The organism is Arthrobacter sp. CAN_A6 (assembly GCF_015751715.1).
GTDB lineage: Bacteria > Actinomycetota > Actinomycetes > Actinomycetales > Micrococcaceae > Arthrobacter_D.
Map to the genome: position 1 here is coordinate 43,890 of NZ_JADOUV010000006.1, position 19,547 is coordinate 63,436.

The window sequence follows — 19,547 nt, forward strand, 5'->3', positions numbered from 1 at the left end:
GTGTGCCCGAGCGGGCGCTGTCAGCCCGAGGTGACGACCGCGGTCGTCGCCTCCGCGATCGCTGCTTCCTCGTCCGTGGGCACCACCAGCACGGGGAAGGCGGATCCGGTGGCGCTGATCACGCGGGCTTCCGCGCCGCGGGCCGCGTTCTGGTCGTCGTCGAGCACCAGGCCCAACGCGGTCAGGCGCGCCACGGTGGCGGCCCGGAAGCCGGCTGCGTTCTCACCGATTCCCGCGGTGAATACCAGCGCCTGCGCGCCGCCCACCGCCACGTGGTACGCACCGATGTATTTGGCGAGACGGTACGCCGCCACATCCAGGGCGACCTGCGCGCGATGGTCTCCTGAGGCAGCCGCCTCGTCCACCGAACGCATGTCATTGGTCCCGGTCAGTCCCCGGAGGCCGGATTCCCGGTTGAGGAGCGTATCGAGGTCGTCGGCAGAATAGCCCTCGCGCATCAGGAACAGCAGGATCGAGGGGTCGATGTCGCCTGACCGCGTGCCCATCACGAGGCCCTCGAGCGGGGTGAAACCCATCGACGTGTCGATGCTCTTGCCGTCCTGCACGGCGGTCACCGATGCTCCGTTACCGAGGTGCGCGATCACGCCGCTGAAATTCCCCGGTTCAACGCCCAGCAGGGCCGCGGCCCCGCGGGAGACATACTCGTGGCTGGTGCCGTGGAAACCGTAGCGGCGGATGCCGTACTTCCGGTACAGCTTGTCGGGAACCGCGTACCGCCACGCCCGCTCGGGCAGCGTGCGGTGGAACGCGGTATCGAAAACCGCCACCTGGCTCATGTCCGGCCATTTCCGGGTGATGGCGCGGATCCCCTGCACCGCAGCAGGATTATGCAACGGCGCCAGGGGGTTCAGGCGCTCGATCGCCCGCGTGATCTCGTTGTCGATCAGCACGGGCTCGCTGAACCGCTCGCCGCCGTGGACCACCCGATGGCCGACCGCGTCGATCGTGCGGCCCTGAAGGGTGTCCGTCAACTGCCGGTCGACGAGGTCGAGGGCTGCCGTGTGGTCGGGCACTTCGGCCTCGCCGATCCGCTCGATCAGACCCTCGGCGAGGACGTTCCCGCCTTCCCGGACCTGGTACTTCAGCGATGACGACCCGGAATTGATGACGAGCACGATCATGGGAGCCTTTCCTGCTGGGCCTGTACTGCGGTGATGGCCACGGTATTGACGATGTCCTCGACGGTGCACCCGCGGGACAGGTCGTTGACCGGTTTCCGCAGGCCCTGCAGCACGGGGCCGACGGCGACGGCACCGGCCGATTGCTGCACCGCCTTGTAGGTGTTGTTGCCGGTATTGAGGTCCGGGAAGATGAAGACCGTCGCCTGACCGGCGACCGAGGAACCCGGCAGCTTGGACGCGGCCACCGAGGCGTCCACGGCGGCGTCGTACTGGATGGGTCCCTCGACGGCTAGTCCGGGCTGCCGTTTCCGGACCAGTTCGGTGGCGCGGCGCACCTCGTCCACCGCGCCGCCCGAGCCCGATTCTCCCGTCGAGTAGGAGAGCATCGCCACGCGCGGCTCCACGCCGAACTGCGCCGCGGTCTCGGCGGAGGCGATGGCGATGTCGGCCAGCTGTTCCTCATCGGGATCGGGATTGACGGCGCAGTCGCCGTAGACCAGCACGCGGTCCTGCAGGAGCATGAGGAACACGGAGGAGACGATCCGGACGCCGTCCTTGGTCTTCACGAATTCGAGCGCGGGACGGATGGTGTTGGCCGTGGTGTGGGCGGCTCCTGACACCATGCCGTCCACGGTGCCGAGCTGGACCATCATGGTACCGAAGTATGCGCCCTCCAGCATACGCTCGCGTGCCTGCTCGATCGACACGTTCTTGTGCGCACGCAGGCGCACGTATTCGGCGGCGAACTCCTCCCGCAGCTCCGACGTCTCAGGGTCGATCAGGGTCAGCCCGGTGAGGTCGATGCCCTGGCCCGAGGCGAGCTCGCGGATGCGGGCCTCCGGACCGAGGATCGTCAGGTCGCAGACATCACGCCGGCGGAGGATCTCGGCGGCCTTGAGGACGCGGACATCGGTGCCCTCGGGCAGCACGATGGAGCGGCGCTCGGACCGTGCCCGCTGGATGAGGTCGTGGAGGAACCGTAGCGGCGTCATGCGGACGGCCCGGGGAAGTTCGAGGCGCTCGAGCAGCTCGGTCTCATCGACGTGCCGGGACCAGGCACCGAGTGCCGCGGCGGCCTTGCGGCGCAACCCGCTGGCAATCTCGCCCCGCACCTCGCTGACGCGGCGTGCGACGGTGTAGGTGTCGTCGTCGAGCGTGAACACGGGAAACGGCGCCTGTGCCAGGAGGGCGAGGATGTTGGGGTCCGGCGCGAGCCCCCCGGTGAGGATCATTCCCGAGGGCACGGGGAATTCGGGGGAGAACGACGACGCCAGCGTGGCCACGTGGACATCGGCGCGGTCGCCGGGAACGATCACGAGCGCCCCGTCGGTCAGGAGGTGGAGGAAATTGCCCACGTTCATGGCGGCGACCCGCACCGAGGTGACATCGCGCTCGAGGTTGGAACTGCCGGCGATCTGGCGGGCTCCGAGTTCCGCCGAGACTTCGGAAACGGTGGGCTGCGAGAGCTCGGCGAGCTCTGGAATCACGTACACCGGGCGGCCGGAGCGGCCTGGCCGCACGTGCGAGGCGATCTCTCCGACGGCGTCGTCGGACGCCCGGTTCACCATCATGGCCAGCAGCGAGACCTTGGCCGCGTCGAGTTCGCGGCGTGCGACGTCGACGGTGTCCGCCGCCTCCGCGACCGACATCCCCTTCGCGCTGACCACGGCGAGCACCATGGCGCCGAGGTTGTTGGCGAGGCGCGCATTGAGGTCGAACTCGACGGCGGCATCGTTTCCGCTGAGGTCCGTGCCCTCCACGATCACGACGTCGCACTCGGCCGCGATCTCCCCGTAGATGGCGACGCACCGCGCGTCGATCTCCGCTCGGTCCCCCGAGACGAGGAGAGCCCGCGCCTCGGCCCTCGTCAGGCCTCCGCGCGAGCGCTCGGGGGACAGATTGAAACCGCGCTGCAGGAGCCGCACCATCGGATCCGCCGCAGGATCATCCCCTTCCACGATGGGCCGGAAGAAGCCCACGCGGTCGGCGTGCCGGTGCAGCATGTCGGCAAGCCCCAGGGAGATCAGGGACTTGCCGGAGCCGGGGGTCATGGCGCTCACATAAATTCCGCGGGTCATTGCCCCATCCTGACAGGCTCGTTCACCGCTGGCCATCTGCGGGTCCGGGTGTTATGCGGTTGCGGGCGTCCCCTCTTTGCCGGAGCCCTTGCCAGGGAGGGCGAGCTTGAACACCTTGGCCCAGGTGGATGCCACCTGCTTGGGCAGCGGACCCGTGGTGTAGGGCAGGCCGTAGCGGTTGCAGATCTCGCGGACGCGGACCGCCACCTCGGCGTACCGGTTCGACGGCAGGTCGGGGAAGCAGTGGTGCTCGACCTGGTGGGAGAGGTTGCCGGTCATCAGGTGCATCAGCTTGGACCCGGAGATGTTCGCGGAACCGATCATCTGCCGCACGTACCAGTCACCGCGCGTTTCGCCCTCGACCATCTCCTCGGTGAAGGTGTCGGTGCCCTCGGGGAAGTGTCCGCAGAAGATGACGGCGTGGGCCCAGACGTTGCGCACCGCGTTGGCGACGAGGGTGCCGTAGAGCGCCTGCTTGCCGGATCCCGTCAGCATGGCGACGGCAGGTGTTGCCGCGTAGTCCTTGGTGAACTGCTTGGCGGCCTTGATACCGACTGCCTTGAGGTCCCGCTTCATGTCGGCCTTGGACTTCAGGCCTTCCTGGTATTCCGGAAGCTCGAGGTCGTAGAGCGCGATTCCCCATTCGAAAACGGGGGCCAGAATGGCGTTGTACAGCGGATTGCCCAGGTTGAAGGGCTTCCAGGGCTGGTCGGCATCCATGCGGAGGAGGTTGTATCCGACGTCGCGGTCCTTGCCCACCACGTTGGTCCAGCGGTGGTGGAGGTCGTTGTGGGTGTGCTGCCAGGACCTGGCGGGTGTCACGAAGTCCCATTCCCAGGTGGTGGAGTGGATGTCGGGGTCCCGCATCCAGTCCCACTGGCCGTGCAGTACGTTGTGGCCGATCTCCATGTTCTCGAGAATCTTGGCGAAGCTCAGCATCGTGGTGCCGGCAACCCACGCGGCTTTGTTGCGCCCGAACAGGAGGGCGCCGCGGCCTGCGAACTCGAGGCCGCGCTGGACCTTGATGACGCGGCGGATGTAGGCGGCGTCGGTGGCTCCGCGCTTCGCGAGGATGTCGTCACGGATCGCGTCGAGCTCTACGCCCAGCTCGGCCACCTGCTCGTCGGTGAGGTGGCGTGCCGCGTGCGGGCGGACCAGCGGGTGGCCGGAGGCTGCCAGGGCTCCTGGCCGGGTCAGGGTAGTCGTCATGGGTTGTTCTCCTTGGGAATCGGATGAGAAATCGGTGGTTGCAGGTACTTCGGTCTAGTGGTCGAGATTGACGGGTCCGGCGGCTGCCGAAACGCACGTCTGGATGAGTTGGCCCGGATCGCCGTGCACTTCCCCGGTCCGGAGGTCGCGGACCTGTCCGGCCCGCAGCGGCAGCAGGCAGCTGTGGCAGATTCCCATGCGGCACCCGCTGGGCATGAGGATGCCTGCGTCCTCTCCGACGTCGAGCAGCGGCGTTTCCCCGTCCGCCTCGATCTCACGGTCGGAGCTTTCGAAGGTGACCAGGCCGCCGTCGTGCCCCGCCCCGCCCGCGAGGCTGGTGCTGAACCGTTCGATGGTCAGGCTTCCCGGATCCGCGCGGCCGGGTTCCGGATCGGTGCGGGGAAGGGCCGACTCCGCTGCCCAGAAGAGCTCGGCGTCGTCGAGGAAGCCTTCCGGCCCACAGGCATAGGCGGCACGGGAGCGCCAGTCCGGGCACAGCCCGTCGAGGGTGTCCGCCGTGAAATCGAGCCGACCGCGCTCCTCGGTGAACCAGTGGGTCACCCGCAGGTTGGGAAACTGGTCCGCGAGCTCGTTGAGTTCCTCGCGGAACAGGCTCACCTCGGGGGTGCGGTCCGAGTGGAGCAGGATGACGTCGGCGTCCGGTCGGCGCGGCACCAGGGTGCGGATCATCGACATGACGGGGGTGATGCCGCTTCCGGCCGTCAGCATGAGGAGCGCACGGGGATGTTCGGGAAGAACGAAATCGCCCTGCGGCGGTGCGAGGAAGAGGACGTCCCCCGGGCGGGTGTTCCGCACCAGGACGTTCGAGACCGCGCCGGCATCGGTCACGGTGATGGCAGGGTCCTGGCCGGCCGCTGCGCTCAGCGAATAGGACCTCCAGTGCCGGACGCCGTCGAGCTCGACCCCGATGCGGGCCCACTGGCCGGCGCGATGGGCATGCCAGCCGGACCCCGGACGGAAGTAGATGGTTGCCGAGTTTTCGGTCTCGCGCTCCACCCGGGTGACGACACCACGCAGCTGCCGGGCCGAGAAGACCGGGTTGAACAGTGCGAGGAAGTCTTCCGGTGTGAGCGGAGTGATGAGAGCAGACGCGGCGCGTGCCAGTCTGGGGAGCCGGATCATATACTCAAGCTTAGAACGGTTTGCGTTCCGATTCTTCTATCCGGGCATACGATTAGGGTTGGCTAACTAGCTCGCCGAAACAAAAGGTCCGGTGTATAAGATGTCCGCAGATCGCCTCCCGGCACCTGCCCTCGACCCTCCCTGGCTTGGACTCCCACGCGAAGTCAGTGACATGCTGAGGCCGTTGGTGAGCGGAATCGTCGAAGCCATCATCGAGGCCGTACCGCAGTTGGTGCCGGCCTATGCGCGCCCCATGGAGGGGCGGTTCGGCAGCGGTCTGCGCGGCGGGGTCGCCGTGGCACTCGACCGGTTCCTGCAGCTTCCCGGAACACGGCTACCCGCCCTCTCCGAGGAAAGCCGGCAGTTGGTGGCAGGCCTCGGCAGGGGTGAATTCCGGCAGGGCAGGAGCATGGACGCCCTGCTGAGTGCGTACCGTACGGGTGCGCGCGTCACCTTCCGCGAGATGTCGAAAGTGTCGGCGGAGAACAATCTGGGTCTCGGCGTGGTGGTCAACCTCGGTGAATCCATCCTCGCGTACATCGATGAACTCTCGGCGGTGAGCGCTGAAGCCTATGCGTTCGAACAGTCGGAGCGTGCAGGGGCCGTGGACCGGCGTCGGGCCGAACTGCTCGAATTGCTGTTGATGGGGCAGTCGGATGAGACGGCCCTCCGCCAGGCAGCGTCCATGGCGGACTGGGCGCTCCCGGCACGGCTCGCCGTGGTGAACCTGCCGCTCGAGCGGGCGGAGGGCCTGCGGATGCGGCTCGGTCCCGGTTCGCTGGTGATCGAACGCGAGACCGACGCCGTCGCCCTTGTTCCGGAGCGGCCGGCTCCTGCGGCACGGACCGAACTGGCCAGGACCCTGCGGGGCCGGGGCGCATCGGTGGGTCCGGCCGGCGGCTTGGAGCAGGTCCCCGATTCGCTGCGGCTGGCCATCCTCGCCGCCTCGATGCTGCCCCCGCGCGAAGGGCCCGAGGACCCGCCCATCTGGGCGGACGAGCACCTGACGCAGGTCATCCTGGGCGCCGAGCCCACTGCGATCACCGAGCTGGCGCAGCGCCGGCTGGCCCCCCTGACCGACCTGCCTCCGGCGCAGCGGGACAAGCTGGCTGAGACCTTGCTGTCCTGGTTGAGGCACTGGGGGCAGCGCAGCCTCGTCGCGGCCGAGCTGGGGATCCATGCGCAGACGGTGGGCTACCGGGTGGTGCAGCTGCGGGAGCTTTTCGGTGATGAGTTGAAGGACCCGCAGGGCCGGTTCGAACTGGAAATGGCGTTACGGAGTGGGTGGCTCACTCCCCGTTGATGCAGGCACCCCGGGCCGGCATCCGACCTGCGCGCCGGCCGCAAGTCCTCAACCAGTGGGGGTGGAGCGGGACGCAGCTCGGAGTGGAGCCTCCGGCGCTTCCCGCGCGTCCCGGGGAAGCACGATTTCGAAGGACGCTCCCCAGCCGGGCCGGGGAACCAGCTCGGCCCGCCCTCCGTGCGCCTCGGCAATTGCTGCAACGATCGACAGCCCGAGCCCTGCTCCTCCGGAATTCGTGGCGGACCGGACCGATCCGCGCCGGAAGCGGGCGAAGATGTGCTTCGCATCCTCTGGCGGCACCGACGGCCCTGAATTCGCCACCCACAACCGGACCTCCTTTCCGGTGACGGCGGCTCCCAGCTGGATCGCGGAGCCGGTGTCCGTGAACTTCACGGCGTTGTCCGCGAGCTGCAGCAGTGCCTGCGTGAGGCGGTTCCGGTCGGCGGAGACCACTCCGGGGGGCGGCTCCTTCCTCTGCCAGTCCCGGGGAGCCAGCGCGCACATCTTGCGGTGAACCGTGATGATCAGTTCCTGCAGTTCCACGGGCCCGAGCTGGAGGAAGTCCTGCCGCTCGGCGCGCGCCAGCAGGAACAGGTCGGCGACGATACGGTTCATCCGGTCCACCTCGTCCGTCACGACGGCGACGGTCTGGCCCCGTTCCTCGGGTGTCTCATCGAGTTCCAGGAGCTCGAGATGGCCACGGATGATGGTCAGCGGCGTCCGCAGCTCGTGACTCGTGTCGTCGAGGAACTGCCGCTGCGTGGTGAAGGATTGCTCCAGGCGCGCCAACATGTCATTGAAGGCTCCGGCGATCTGCGATGCCTCATCCTTCCCCTCCACCTCGATCCGCCGGCTCAGGTCGGTCTCCGAGATGGTCCGGGCGGTCTGCGCGAGATTCCGCAGCGGCCGGAGCACCCGTCCAGCAAGTGCGAGGCCGAGCAGCGACGCGAGTGCTGTGGTACCCAGCTGGACCAGGACCTGGGTCTGCACGGCGTCGGTGATCTCCCCCCGTTCGTTCGCCGGGAAATTCGCGACGACGAACATCCCGTCGCTTGGTTCACCCCGGATCGGGACTGCGAAGTACTTGGTGTTTCCGGCGTCGGTGTCGATCGAACCCTCGGTTGGTTCCTCCAAGGAGAGCCAGTACTCGATGGTTCGCCCGAACTCGTCCGTATCAGGCACTCGCGTGGCACGGCGCGATTCGTACAGGTTCCCGTCGATGAAGGCGAGCAGCGTTTCACCCTCATCGGCGATCTCGCGCGAGAAATAGACGTCGAAGATCGCGGCGATATCGTCCCCGAACGGCTCGCCGGTCCGCGGATCCACACCGCTGGCGAGGAGCTGGAATTCCTCCGCCTCCCGGTCGAGGCTTGCGCCGATCTCCTCGTCAAGGCGTTCGAACAGCACCACGCGCAGCAGCAGGACGGAACCGATGGAGGACAGCAGGAGCAGGATGACGACGACGGCGACGATGCGCACCCTCATGCTGGAGACCCACCGTGGAAAAGCCTCTTTCGCTGGTGTCATAGGCGTAAGCGTAACCGCGGGGGTGCCGAGGGTAGCGAAGGTGGCATGGGTGCCGGCGTCGGGGATGTCAACTGTCGAGGACCCGTCTCGCCCAGTCCTCCGCCAAGGACCGGTAGGGCGGCCGGAAGGAGTAGACGCAGGCCAGCCGAAGCCGCGTCGAGGCGGCATAGGCCAGGAGCCGGTCCGACGGCACCGCCATGGCCGACGCAGTGCTGGAAATGGCGTCGCTTGCGAACTGCTCCGCAGCGGTGGAGAGAACTCCCTGCTCGCGCCGGAACTCGAGATGCACCAGGAGGTTGGCGAGGTCGAGTGCCGGTTCGGCAAGGGCCAAAGTGTCGCAATCGATCAGACCGATCGTTCCCTGCGCGGCGCTGAACAGCACCTGCTTGTCGTGCAGGTCCCGGTGGGAGAGGACCGGTGGCTGCGGCGCCCCCGACAGCAGGCGGCGCTCCACCTCCAGGGCCGCCTGCTCCAACTTTTCCGGGCGGATGTCGAACTGCCCGAACTCCACGCACCGTTCGACCCATTGCCGAAGCGTGGCACCTTCATCTCCGGGGGAGTGGGTTGCAGGGGCTGCGCCTGGGGGGTTCACTGCCAGCAGGGGCCATTTCCGCGACCAGAGTTCCCAGCCCTGCGTCCATCCGTTCGGCGGGAACGGTTTCCCGAGGGCTGCCCTTCCCAGCTCATGGAAGCTCGTTCCACGCACCAGGGAAAGAGTGAGGCCGCCCGGGAGGGTGGAGACGACGTCGGGCGTTTCGACACCGGCGGGCGTCGCCAGGGTCCGCATGCGGCGGTGAGCGGCGGCCACGTTTTCGGCCTTGCCCGGAGGGAGGATCTTCCGGTACCCGTCGCCGACCCTGATGACCGCACGTTTCCTGTAGCGATGGACCACCAGCTCACCGTTCCCCAGTGCGCCCGCCAGTCCGCCGAGGACCGGATCCTTCCCGTAGGGAACCAGGGTGGCTTTCCCGGGGGAATCGATGACGCCGGCGCGGATGAGACCGCCGTCATTCTCCCGGGCCTCGAACGTCAGCCTGCCGTCGCTGCGGGGCCAGGCGCGGTGGACGGTGGCCGCCCGGCCGGCGGAGTCCGTGACCGTCCCGGGAATAAGGCTCAGCACAGGAGGTCCTCCATCAGGTCCAGCCTGGCTTCGGTCTCCCCGGACCAGTTCGGTGAACACGAGCGGAAGGGGTCACCAAGGCGGCTCAGGAGGTGGAAGACCACCCAGGGAAGGACCTCCTCGCGGCTGACGTCCAGGGGGCCTGCGCTGTAGCCCTCGAGCATCGCGCCGGTCAGCGGAAGCCCGAGGACATCCGGGACCTGTGCGGGCACGGGCGTTTGAAGGAGCTCGACGGCCGCGAAACTTCCCAGGTCGGCTGCGGCCGCGCCATAGGTGCAGCGGTCGAGGTCGATCAACCGGATGTCGGAGCCGTCGACGAGCACCTGGTCGGCCGAGAAGTCGCCATGGATCAATGCGGCGTGCCCCGGCCTGCGCAGGAGGGGTTCGAGGGCGGCGGAAAGGTTCTCCAGCCGTCCGGCCAGCGGCGGGACGAGGGAGGAATTCCGGGCCACGTGGTGCGCCAGAGCTGCTGCCGGAGCGTGCATGCCCGGGGTCAAGGAGGCCGGTGGCTGGGCGTGCAGCAGCGCGAGCGCCTGCCCTGCCGCGAAGGCGGGGGCGCCGGTGCCGGTGCCGGCAGTACCAGAGCTGTTCACCGGCAGCTCACTGAGGTCGCCGCTGCCGAACCAGGGGAAATAGCGCAGCTGCCCGAGGTCCGGCAGCCCGGCGGGGTTGGCCTGGGTCAGTACCGGCACTCCGCCCGCGACAAGCCGTTCGAGCAGTTCCGCATCGGCCCGGTGTGCGGACCCCGTCTTGCAGACTGTCCGGGCGTGCCCCTGCCCGACGGCGAAGACCACCCTCCGGTGCGGGTTGTAGTTGAGGACGGACCATCCCTCGAGGACGCCGGAGCTTCGCAGGGGCCGCAGGGTCTTGTACAACCGCGGATCGAGTTCGATCGGCCCTGACACCAGAAACTGGCCGGGTGCTCCGGGAAGCGGAATGGTTTCAAGGGCAACACCGCTTTCCGCGGCTCGGCGGAGGGTTTTTTCGACCTTGGCGCCCTTCCCCGGAGCGTACGCCGTCAGCCAGCGGATGCCGCCGTCGTCCTCGCGCAGGCGTGCCACCACTGACACGCCGGGCTTGTGGCGGAGGCGGTCCGCCCGCACCGGACGTCCGAGCAGTGCGCTCAGCCCCGGCGGGTCGAACAGCACGCCGAGCGCGGGCAGGGCGGGGTCGATGGCGGCCAGGGAACGGGACTTCAGGGCGGTCATTCGGTGCCTCCCGTAGCAGATCCGGTGAGTCGGACCTCCTCGGCGGTTTCCTGCTGTGCCCAGGCTGCGAACATCGGGTCCTTTCTCAGGTCATCGGGGGTTCCTTGAAGCAGGACGCGCCCGTCCTGCAGCCAGATGATGCAGTCGGCATCGAGGGCCACGGACGGCTCATGCGTGATGGTGATGGTGGTGCGGTCCCGCGTCAGGGTGTCCAGGCCGAGGAGCACCACCGACCGCGAATCCTGGTCCAGTCCCGTGGTCACCTCGTCGAGGATCACGACGGGCGCGTTGCGCAGCAGCGCCCGGGCGATGGCGATGCGCTGGCGCTGGCCGCCGGAAAGGGTGCCGCCGCGCTCCCCGACGACGGTGTCGTATCCGTCCGCGAAGGCCGATACGAACCCGTGGACGGAGGCGGTCCGGGCGGCGGATTCCACTTCGGCATCGGTGGCATCGACCCGCCCGTACCGGATGTTCTCCCGGATGGTCCCGGTGAACAGGACCGAATCCTGGAGGACCAGGCTCACATTGGCGCGCAGGGAAGCGAGGGTGATGGCGCGCAGGTCCCTGCCGTCGAGATGCACCGATCCGGACACGGGGTCCATCATCCGGACCAGCAGTGAAACGAGCGTGGACTTCCCCGATCCGGAGGGCCCGACGACGGCGGTCCTCCGGCCACCCAGGAATGTCAGCGTGACGTCCTTCAGTACAGGAGCGGCGTCGGCATAGCCCGCTGTGACGTTCCGCAGTTCCACGTCACCCCACACCTTCCCCAGGGGCGCGGCGTCCTCGGCGTCCCGGATATCGATTTGCTCATCGAGGAGATCAGCGACCCGCTCCCCTGAGGCAGTGGCGCGGGCGATGCGGCCCGTGTATTTCGCGAGGTCCCGCAGCGGTTTCATGGAGGTCTTCAGGTACATGAGGAAGAGGACGAGGTCCCCGGGGGTCATGGCACCCTGGACCACGCGCCAGCCGCCGCCGGCGAGGACGACGGCGGTGGCGAACCCGACGATCACGTCGGTGCGCCTCTCCAGCGCCGCAGCAAGCCTTCGCGACTGCACGCCGTCCCGGAGGGTCTTCTCGTTGCTCGCGCCGAAGCGGTCGGCGAGGGTCTCCTCGAGGCCGTACGTCTGTACCACCTTGATGGCGCCGAGGCTCTCCTGTGCGGTGTTGGCCAGCGCACCCTCGCCCTTGCGGGTGCGCCGTGCCGCCACGGTGATCTTGCCCGTGCTGAGGCGTGACAGCAAGAGGAACGACGCGCAGGCGAGCGCGACCACGAGTGCCAGCAGCGGATCCAGCCAGAACATGACGCCGGCCATCGCGACGAGCGTGATGCAGTTGGCGAGCAGGGGCAGGCCCGCGCTGACACCCACTTCCTGGAGCCGGCCGACGTCGCCCACCAGTCTCTGCACCGTGTCACCGGTGCGTGCCGAGGAGTGATAGCGGGCGGACAGCGCCTGGACGTGGCTGAACACCCGGCCGCGCAGTTCGGTGGCCACCCGTGACCCGGTCAGGGCGAAGGCCACCGTGGCCAGGAAGTTGCAGAGCGCACGGAGCCCGGTGAGCAGGACCAGGGCGGCGCCGCAGGCAAGGAGGAAGGCCGGTGTGGCAACCGGTCCCGTGCCGGCGAACTCCGCTCCCAGGCTCCGGGTGATCGCATCCACCACGTATTTCACAGGCCAGGGCTCGAGTACCCGGAAAGCCACCTCGAAGAGGAGCGCGAGGACGCCCCCACCCATGAGGACCTTGTGGCGTCCAAGATGTGGCCGGATGATCCCGAGCGTCCGGCGAAGCGGTTGCTGCTGCACGCCCTGGTTGCTCACGGTGTCCCTTCCAGCGGGATTCCTGCGGTGATGCGCTGCAGCACGCCGTCCCAGCTGTGGCCGGCAGTGGCCATCCTGCGGGCGGCAGCCGACATCGCAGCACGGGCGAGTGGCGCTCCGGCCAGGTCGTCGATCGCCGCAGCGAGTGCGTCCGGTCGGGACGGCTCGACGAGGATGCCCGTGACGCCGTGGTCGAGAATGGACGGGACCTGCCCCACCTTGGAGGCGATCACCGGCAACCCGGCCGCACAGTATTCGTAGATCTTCAGCGGCGAGAAGTACTGGTCCTCCGCATTGGCCGACGCCGGATACGGTGCGCTGGCAATGGCGCACCCGGCCAGGGCTGCGGGCACTTCCGCCGGGGGAAGGGCCCCGACGAACTCCACTGTCACATCCCGGTCCGCGGCCAGTTCGCGGAGCGCCGGCCCCTCGGGGCCGTCCCCGATAATTCTCAGGGACCACCCGCCTGCGGACACAGCCTTGGCTTCGATCAGGGAGTCCACCCCGTGCCAGGGCTTCAGGGTCCCGACGAACACCACCACGGGCATGCCTCCGGATTCGGGGGTGGGGCGGATGCGTTCCACGTTCACGCCGTTGGGCACCACCTGCACCTTCTCCCGGTGCTCGGGCAGGACGCGGTCCTGGACCCAGCGGGCCACCGGGGCCGAGACACACGCAACCCGAGTGGCTCCCGCGACCTGGGAACGTAGTGCGTGCCGGGCCGCAGCCTCATCGTGCAGGGCCCGGTGGGTCCGCTGTTCGTCGATCAGCGGTGCGTTCACCTCGAGGAAACCGGGGATCCCGAGTGCCGCCGTGACCCGCGCCAGGGCATCGCTGAAGAGCGAGTACCGTTCATACACCACGGTGGTCCCGGCTGTGATGGCCTGCTGCGCAAGGGCGGCCGCGGCGTCCGCCTGGAAGCGCTCGCGGGCGGCGCCGTCACCCTTGGGGATGCGGTGTACCACCACCGGAACATCCGCGAGGTCCGCGGGGACGTCGTCGCCCGTGCGCGTGCAGTACAGCGTGACTTCCGCGCCGAGTGCCCGCCAGCTCCGGAGGATTTCCTGCACATGCACCGACGCGCCCTTGGATCCGAAGACGGGCACACCGGGGTCGATGCAGAAATATGCCACCCGGATCATGACGCCCTGACCGGCACGCCGCCGAAGCTGCCCGCCATCCCGGCGGAAGAGAACGGCCCGGCGGCTGTCCCGGACGGCCCGGCGGCTGTCCCGGACGGCACGACGGCGGCACCCGACGCCAGTTCCCGCAGCCGGTTGGACTGCACCTTCGAGTCGAAGCACCGCTCGATCAGTGCGCGTGCGGCGCCCGCGGTTCCCTCGCGGTCGAAGGAGTCCAACGCCACGAAACGGAGTGCGTCCGCGAGTTCGGCCGTTTCGCCGGAGCGAATCAGCACGCCGGTCCTGCGTCCCGCGGCGTCCGTCATCACTTCCGGGATTCCGGTGATATCGCTCGCGATGCAGGGCACGCCGGTGGCCATGGCCTCGAGCAGTACGGTGGGCAGCCCGTCCATATTGCCGTCCTCGCCGACCACGCAGGGAGCAACGAAGACGTCCGCCCAGCGGAGCAGGTCGACCACCTCCTGCTGTGTCCGCGGCCCGAGCAGGGTGACGGCGTCCGAAAGCCCGAGGCGGTGGATCTGTTGCTCGAGATCCTCCTGCAGCAGTCCACCGCCGGCGATCCTCACCTCGAGGGCCGTTCCGCTGCCGATCAGTTCGGCGGCGGCGTCGAGGAGCAGACGGAAGCCCTTCTTCTCGACGAGCCTGCCCACGGCGACGATCCGGAAGGGATTCCGGGGCGGGGACGGAGGAGAGTAGGCGAAGCGGTCGAGCTCCAGCCCGTTGTACACGCGGTGGATGGCGGGCGCCTGATCCGGGGCGAGGCCGCGGAGGTAGCCGAGGTTGAAGTCGCTGACCGTGACCACGTGGTGCGCGTGCCCGATCAGGCTGATCAGGGTGGGCTGGTCAACCTCTTCGTGGAAAATGTCCTTGGCATGCGCGGTGAAGGAGAAGGGGATGCCGGTCAGGGCAGACGCGATACGGGCCGTGCGCGCCGCGACGGAGCCGAAGTGGGCGTGGGCGTGGGTGATGCCGCGGCTGTGGAAAAGTGTCGCCAGTTCAATCCCCTGATGAACGTCGATGGGATCCATGTTCACCAGGCTGGGCAGGATGTCGGCGAAGCGCTCCCCGAAACCGGGTAGCTCCTGGTGCGCGGCCGCCATCAGAGCCCACCCGTCGCTGAGCTTCGCGGGTTTCGTCACGTAGGTGACCGGTGCCTGGACCCGTGCGAGTTCGGGGTGGAACCGCGGGTCCACGGGGGGCCGGAGCGAGAAGATCTCGAGTTCCTCCCCGGCCGCTTCCCGGGCAAGGATTTCCGTCACGATGAAGGTCTCCGAGAAACGCGGATAGATTTTCAGCACATAGGCGGTGCGGGAAGGGCTAGACGGCTTCACTGGAGGTCCAATCTTCGAGGAGGTGGGTGTCCAGCAGATCGGCTGCCAGTCCGGCCACCGATTCAAGGCCGGCGAGATCCACTGCCGAGCGGTCGACGTCGGAACCCGCCACCGAGGTGAACCATCGGCTCAGTGCCGCGGAGGTGAATTCCTCCGGATGGCAGACGTCGAGGAGGTCATGACGAGCCAGCGACTCCGCGCGGATCAGCTGCTCACGCCTCGGGCTGATGCGGGGGACGATCAGCGCCGGGGTGCTCGTACTCATGATCTCGCACACTGAGTTGTACCCACCCATGGAGACGATGGCCGAGGCTTCCTTGATCTCCGCCAGCGCGTCCCGCACCGAGCCCAGCACCCGCGTGCCGGGGGTCGCCGCCTGTTCAACCTGGATCCGGTGTTCCTTGGGCAGTTGCGGTCCGGTGATGATGAGGTGCTCGTACTTCTCGGGAAGGGTGGCCCGGGCCGCGGTGAGCAGGACGTCGAGACCGTCCGATCCGCCTCCGGCCATGGTGAGGAGGTACGGCCTCCGCGCGCCACTGGTACGGCGCCGCGACACCCGTCCTGCCGAAAGGTAGCCCGTGTAGCGGACCAGGGGGCTGAGCCGCGCGGGGATCTCGCCTGTCCGCACAGGATCATGAAACCCAGGATCACCGTAAACCCAGAGCGCATTGAAGGTATCCGCGAGATGGTCGAGGTCGCCGAGGTTCTTCCACTCCCGTTTCGCAACGCTCGGGCTGTCGAGGACTTCCCGCAGCCCCAGCACTATCCGGCAGGCGGGCCGTGCCTTGCGAAGCGCCACCAGCGCCTGTCGGAGCTCGCCGTCGACGCCGAAGGCATGGCGGTCCACGATCACGAGGTGGGGCTTGAACTGGGCCAGCACGGCGTCGGTCATGGAGGAGCGCAGGCGAACGAGTTTCTTCTGACCGATTGCGAGGTGGCGGGGGGTGTATCCGTCAGCGCCTTTGCGAATGCCCGGCAGCACCACCCAGTCCCACCCCTCGGGGCTGTCGAATCGCGTCGCGGAGGATTCCCCGGTCACGAGCAGGCCGGTGACCTGGCGGCCGGTGAGCCCGGGGAGAGTGGCAGCCAGCGCATGGGCGATTGCGAGGTTGCGTCGGGTATGCCCCAGTCCCTGTGAATCGTGGGAGTAGAGGACTACCCGGAGTTCCTTCTTCAACTTGTGTGACATGGTGCGCCTTAATTGAGCCGTCTCTTGCTGGTGAGCTTCTGGTTATTCATTCAGTCAGGCCCGGATGAGACCTTGGTGAACGCTTGATGAGAGAGCTCTCATGAGATTGTTCTCATCCGTCTCTAACAGGTGTCTCATCTTGGAATTCCTAGAATCGGACATGAAAGCTATTCAAACGCCAGGACCGACCCCGATGCGCATCTCCGTGATCGGCTGCGGTTACCTCGGGGCAGTGCATGCAGCCTGCATGGCGAAGCTCGGCCATGAAGTGGTGGGGGTCGACGTCGATGAACGCAGGATCGCCGAGTTGCAGGAGGGGCGTGCGCCCTTCTTCGAACCGGGGCTGGCCGAGCTGCTGGAGGAAGTCCTTGTCTCGGGGCGGTTGAAGTTCAGCTCGAATCCGTCCGATATCAAGGGGGCGCAGGTCCACTTCCTGTGCGTGGGTACTCCGCAGCGGAAAGGCGAGTATGCCGCTGACCTGCGCCACCTCGATGCTGCCTTTTCCGGGCTGCTCGACTCGGTGGAGCCCGGAAACGTGATCGTGGGGAAATCCACGGTGCCCGTCGGCACTGCCGCCCGGCTGGCTGAGCGTCTCCAGGAGCGTCATCCGGACGCGGTACTCGCCTGGAATCCCGAATTCCTGCGCGAGGGCTTCGCCGTCAAGGACACGCTCCACCCCGACCGCTTCGTGTACGGCGTGCCGTCGGGCGACGCCGGGGCCGGGGCCGCCGCCATGCTCGACGGCGTCTACGCGGCGGCGCTGGCGGAAGGCACGCAACGCTTCATCACGGACTATGCCACTGCCGAATTGGTGAAAACCGCAGCCAACTCGTTCCTGGCCACCAAGATCTCCTTCATCAACGCCATGGCCGAGGTGTGCGACGCCGCGGGAGCCGATGTCACCCTGCTTGCCGACGCCATCGGTGCGGACGAGCGCATCGGAAGGAAGTTCCTCAACGCCGGCATCGGCTTCGGCGGTGGCTGTCTTCCGAAGGACATCCGCGCCTTCATGGCCCGCGCCGGAGAACTCGGGGCCGACCAGGCGCTTACGTTCCTGCGCGAGGTGGACGACATCAACGTCCGCCGTCGGATCCGCGTCGTGGAGCTGACCCGTACGCTGGTGGGCGGTTCCCTTCTGGGTAAACGCATCACCGTCCTCGGTGCCGCCTTCAAACCCGACAGCGACGACGTCCGGGACTCCCCGGCGCTGAGCATCGCCGCCCAGCTGCAGCTGCAGGGAGCGGATGTGACCGTGACCGATCCCCAGGCGCTCAGCAATGCCCGTGGCCGTTTCCCCGAACTGACCTTCGAGCCCGACCTCGACGCAGCCCTGGAAAAGGCCGATGCCCTGCTGCTGCTCACCGAATGGGACGAATATCGGGAGCTTTCGCCCACTGCCGCCGGAGCCGTCGTGCGGCACCGGAACATCCTGGACGGCCGCAACGTGCTGGATGCTGCACAGTGGCGGAGCGCCGGCTGGAATTATCAGGGCATCGGACGGCCATAGCCAATACATAGCCCAGGGCGTCCGCCGCATGCCAGACTGGGCTCATGCTCGTAGCCTTTTCGATTGCCCCGTCCGGTACCTCCGACCTGTCCCGTGAGAACCCCGAGGGGTCGGTGCACGACGCCGTGGCGGCCGCCGTCGCCGTCGTGCGGAAATCGGGTCTTCCCAACTCCACGGATTCCATGTTCACCACCATCGAGGGGGAGTGGGACGAGGTGATGGCGGTGGTGAAGCACGCCACCGAGGCGGTCGGCCGCTACGGCAGCCGCGTCTCGCTGGTGCTGAAGGCCGACATCCGGCCCGGCTACTCCGAGGAACTGACCGGGAAGGTCGAGCGGATGGAAGCGGCCATCGCGGAGCAGGAACAGTACGAGGGGCACTCCTGACGCAGCACCTCACGCAGCAGTGCCTCATCCGGGCCGCAACCGTTGACGACGCCGAGGTTTACGCCCGCACCCACGTCGCGGCGCTGCACGAGACATATGCGCACATCATGCCGCGCGAGTTCCATGAGCATTACGACGCCGACCTGCCCACTCTGATCAAGCGGCGCCGCGGAATGCTCGAGGACGCCGCAGGTACGCCGGGAGGAGCGCGGAGCTGGCTCGCGTTCGACGGCGACGGCGCTCCGGTGGCCATTGCGACGTCGGGGCCGGGCCGGGATGCCGACCGCCCGGACTTCGAGCTGCACCATATCTATACGGTGAACCGGACGCACGGGTCCGGGCTGGGGCAGCGCCTGCTCGCCACCGCCATCGGTGAAGAACCGGCGTACCTCTAGATCCTCGAGGGCAACCCGAGGGCCGAGCGTCTCTACGCACGCAACGGTTTCATCCCCGACGGTACGACGATGCTGTGCGGTCCCACCTGGCACTTCCGGCCGATGTTCCGGATGCACCGCCAGTAGCATTGCGGCATGCCTCCGTTAACTCCCCGGTCCGTCGTTGTTGCCTGCCATGGAATCCGGAGGAGTCACTGATGGCCCGCGCCGCGGCGCCGCAGCCGGTGTACGGGGAGTTCCCGATCGACACCGGAACCTGTGAGCTGGAGCCGGATCCGTACAACTCCAACGGGTGGGTGCTGCGGATAAATGGCGTGCCGAGCTCGCATATCGACCTCACCGATCCGCTCCGCCTCGACTTCGAGTACATGCGCTGGACCGCCTCGCTGGTCGATGCCCGCTGGGAGGCGCAGGCAAAGCTCCGCGTCCTCCACCTCGGCGGGGGAGCCTGCACCCTTGCGCGTTACTTCGCCGCTGCGCATCCTAATGCACGCCAGGTGGTGGTCGAACTCGACGGCAGGCTGGCCGAACTGGTGCGCGAATGGTTCGATCTCCCGCGGGCGCCGCTGGTGCGCATCCGCGTGGGGGAGGCGCGCGAGGTCACGCAATCGCTGAGCGCATCGAGCCGCGACCTGGTGATCCGCGACGTCTTCGCGGGAAGCCTCACTCCTCAGGCCCTCACCACCGTCGAGTTCACCCAGGAAGCCAAGGACGTGCTGGCGCCCGACGGCGTGTACCTGGTCAATTGCGGCGATCGTCCCGATCTCAAGATGGCGCGGCGGGAGGCGGCGACCATCGGCTCACTCTTCCAGCACCTGGTCATCATTGCGGACCCGGCGATGCTCAAGGGCCGCAGGCACGGCAACGTCATCATCGCGGGAAGCGACGCTCCGCTGGGTGACAGCCCCTCCCTCGCGCGGGAGCTGCTCGGTGGCGGCGTGCCGGCGCACCTGTGGCAGGACGCGCAGGCGCGGAAGTTCGCGGCCGGTGCACAGGTGCTGAGGGACTGACCCGCCGGCTGGTTGCGTTCAACCCGGGCCTACCGGG

At 67.9% G+C, this 19,547-nt stretch carries 16 protein-coding genes; 5 read left to right on the plus strand and 11 right to left on the minus strand.

The window, feature by feature from the left end; all coding sequences use genetic code 11:
• Positions 1-20: 20 nt before the first annotated feature.
• Genes IWX75_RS11165 through IWX75_RS11180 form a run of 4 tightly spaced genes read right to left on the minus strand, consistent with a single transcriptional unit; the run spans position 21 to position 5,572 of the window.
• Positions 21-1,142 (minus strand): acetate/propionate family kinase, encoded by a 1,122-nt coding sequence (locus IWX75_RS11165; RefSeq protein ID WP_196822334.1) that lies wholly within the window; start codon positions 1,140-1,142, stop codon positions 21-23.
• The gene (gene pta, locus IWX75_RS11170; RefSeq protein ID WP_196822335.1) at positions 1,139-3,220 is read right to left on the minus strand and encodes a phosphate acetyltransferase; all 2,082 of its coding nucleotides are present in this window, start codon (positions 3,218-3,220) and stop codon (positions 1,139-1,141) included. The genes IWX75_RS11165 and pta overlap by 4 nt, the downstream gene beginning before the upstream one ends.
• A gap of 51 nt (positions 3,221-3,271) precedes the next feature.
• Positions 3,272-4,429: a fatty acid desaturase family protein gene (locus IWX75_RS11175; RefSeq protein WP_196822336.1), complete on the minus strand. Its 1,158-nt coding sequence runs from the start codon at positions 4,427-4,429 to the stop codon at positions 3,272-3,274.
• Positions 4,430-4,483: 54 nt separating this feature from the next.
• Positions 4,484-5,572 carry a ferredoxin reductase gene (locus IWX75_RS11180; RefSeq protein ID WP_196822337.1) on the minus strand — a complete coding sequence of 363 codons (1,089 nt, stop codon included), beginning with the start codon at positions 5,570-5,572 and terminating at the stop codon, positions 4,484-4,486.
• Positions 5,573-5,672: 100 nt separating this feature from the next.
• Between IWX75_RS11180 and IWX75_RS11185 the strand changes: the two genes are divergently transcribed.
• The gene (locus IWX75_RS11185) at positions 5,673-6,875 is read left to right on the plus strand and encodes a PucR family transcriptional regulator (protein WP_196822338.1); all 1,203 of its coding nucleotides are present in this window, start codon (positions 5,673-5,675) and stop codon (positions 6,873-6,875) included.
• 48 nt (positions 6,876-6,923) lie between these two features.
• Here IWX75_RS11185 and IWX75_RS11190 read toward each other — a convergent pair whose 3' ends face one another.
• From IWX75_RS11190 to IWX75_RS11220, 7 genes are all read right to left on the minus strand, one after another.
• Positions 6,924-8,402, minus strand: coding sequence for a sensor histidine kinase (locus tag IWX75_RS11190; RefSeq protein ID WP_196822339.1), 1,479 nt, complete (start codon positions 8,400-8,402; stop codon positions 6,924-6,926).
• Between the two features lie 67 nt (positions 8,403-8,469).
• On the minus strand, positions 8,470-9,522 hold the full coding sequence (locus IWX75_RS11195; RefSeq protein WP_196822340.1) for a phosphotransferase: 1,053 nt from the start codon (positions 9,520-9,522) through the stop codon (positions 8,470-8,472).
• Positions 9,516-10,730, minus strand: coding sequence for an aminoglycoside phosphotransferase family protein (locus IWX75_RS11200; RefSeq protein ID WP_196822341.1), 1,215 nt, complete (start codon positions 10,728-10,730; stop codon positions 9,516-9,518). Before IWX75_RS11200 ends, IWX75_RS11195 begins: the two co-directional genes overlap by 7 nt.
• Positions 10,727-12,550, minus strand: a complete 1,824-nt coding sequence (locus tag IWX75_RS11205) for an ABC transporter ATP-binding protein (RefSeq protein WP_334684274.1) — start codon at positions 12,548-12,550, stop codon at positions 10,727-10,729. Before IWX75_RS11205 ends, IWX75_RS11200 begins: the two co-directional genes overlap by 4 nt.
• Positions 12,547-13,692 carry a glycosyltransferase family 4 protein gene (locus IWX75_RS11210; protein ID WP_196822342.1) on the minus strand — a complete coding sequence of 382 codons (1,146 nt, stop codon included), beginning with the start codon at positions 13,690-13,692 and terminating at the stop codon, positions 12,547-12,549. Before IWX75_RS11210 ends, IWX75_RS11205 begins: the two co-directional genes overlap by 4 nt.
• Positions 13,689-15,023: a glycosyltransferase family 4 protein gene (locus IWX75_RS11215; RefSeq protein WP_196822343.1), complete on the minus strand. Its 1,335-nt coding sequence runs from the start codon at positions 15,021-15,023 to the stop codon at positions 13,689-13,691. The genes IWX75_RS11210 and IWX75_RS11215 overlap by 4 nt, the downstream gene beginning before the upstream one ends.
• On the minus strand, positions 15,010-16,212 hold the full coding sequence (locus tag IWX75_RS11220) for a glycosyltransferase family protein (protein WP_196822344.1): 1,203 nt from the start codon (positions 16,210-16,212) through the stop codon (positions 15,010-15,012). Before IWX75_RS11220 ends, IWX75_RS11215 begins: the two co-directional genes overlap by 14 nt.
• Before the next feature lie 193 nt (positions 16,213-16,405).
• On the opposite strand from IWX75_RS11220, the gene IWX75_RS11225 reads away from it, so the two are divergent.
• From IWX75_RS11225 to IWX75_RS11240, 4 genes are all read left to right on the plus strand, one after another.
• Positions 16,406-17,719, plus strand: a complete 1,314-nt coding sequence (locus tag IWX75_RS11225; protein WP_196822478.1) for a UDP-glucose dehydrogenase family protein — start codon at positions 16,406-16,408, stop codon at positions 17,717-17,719.
• A gap of 44 nt (positions 17,720-17,763) precedes the next feature.
• Positions 17,764-18,105, plus strand: a complete 342-nt coding sequence (locus IWX75_RS11230) for a thiamine-binding protein (RefSeq protein ID WP_196822345.1) — start codon at positions 17,764-17,766, stop codon at positions 18,103-18,105.
• A 107-nt stretch (positions 18,106-18,212) separates the two neighbouring features.
• The gene (locus IWX75_RS11235; RefSeq protein WP_196822346.1) at positions 18,213-18,500 is read left to right on the plus strand and encodes a hypothetical protein; all 288 of its coding nucleotides are present in this window, start codon (positions 18,213-18,215) and stop codon (positions 18,498-18,500) included.
• A gap of 197 nt (positions 18,501-18,697) precedes the next feature.
• Entirely contained in the window at positions 18,698-19,510 is an 813-nt protein-coding gene (locus IWX75_RS11240; RefSeq protein WP_196822347.1) for a spermidine synthase, read from the plus strand.
• Positions 19,511-19,547: the final 37 nt, after the last annotated feature.

What these genes read in the sequence shown, in the direction of transcription:
- IWX75_RS11165 (WP_196822334.1), bottom strand. Translation starts at nt 1,142, where the DNA reads ATGATCGTGCTCGTCATCAATTCCGGGTCGTCATCGCTGAAGTACCAG.
- pta (WP_196822335.1), bottom strand. Translation starts at nt 3,220, where the DNA reads ATGACCCGCGGAATTTATGTGAGCGCCATGACCCCCGGCTCCGGCAAG.
- IWX75_RS11175 (WP_196822336.1), bottom strand. Translation starts at nt 4,429, where the DNA reads ATGACGACTACCCTGACCCGGCCAGGAGCCCTGGCAGCCTCCGGCCAC.
- IWX75_RS11180 (WP_196822337.1), bottom strand. Translation starts at nt 5,572, where the DNA reads ATGATCCGGCTCCCCAGACTGGCACGCGCCGCGTCTGCTCTCATCACT.
- IWX75_RS11185 (WP_196822338.1), top strand. Translation starts at nt 5,673, where the DNA reads ATGTCCGCAGATCGCCTCCCGGCACCTGCCCTCGACCCTCCCTGGCTT.
- IWX75_RS11190 (WP_196822339.1), bottom strand. Translation starts at nt 8,402, where the DNA reads ATGACACCAGCGAAAGAGGCTTTTCCACGGTGGGTCTCCAGCATGAGG.
- IWX75_RS11200 (WP_196822341.1), bottom strand. Translation starts at nt 10,730, where the DNA reads ATGACCGCCCTGAAGTCCCGTTCCCTGGCCGCCATCGACCCCGCCCTG.
- IWX75_RS11210 (WP_196822342.1), bottom strand. Translation starts at nt 13,692, where the DNA reads ATGATCCGGGTGGCATATTTCTGCATCGACCCCGGTGTGCCCGTCTTC.
- IWX75_RS11220 (WP_196822344.1), bottom strand. Translation starts at nt 16,212, where the DNA reads ATGTCACACAAGTTGAAGAAGGAACTCCGGGTAGTCCTCTACTCCCAC.
- IWX75_RS11225 (WP_196822478.1), top strand. Translation starts at nt 16,406, where the DNA reads ATGCGCATCTCCGTGATCGGCTGCGGTTACCTCGGGGCAGTGCATGCA.
- IWX75_RS11230 (WP_196822345.1), top strand. Translation starts at nt 17,764, where the DNA reads ATGCTCGTAGCCTTTTCGATTGCCCCGTCCGGTACCTCCGACCTGTCC.
- IWX75_RS11235 (WP_196822346.1), top strand. Translation starts at nt 18,213, where the DNA reads ATGCCGCGCGAGTTCCATGAGCATTACGACGCCGACCTGCCCACTCTG.
- IWX75_RS11240 (WP_196822347.1), top strand. Translation starts at nt 18,698, where the DNA reads ATGGCCCGCGCCGCGGCGCCGCAGCCGGTGTACGGGGAGTTCCCGATC.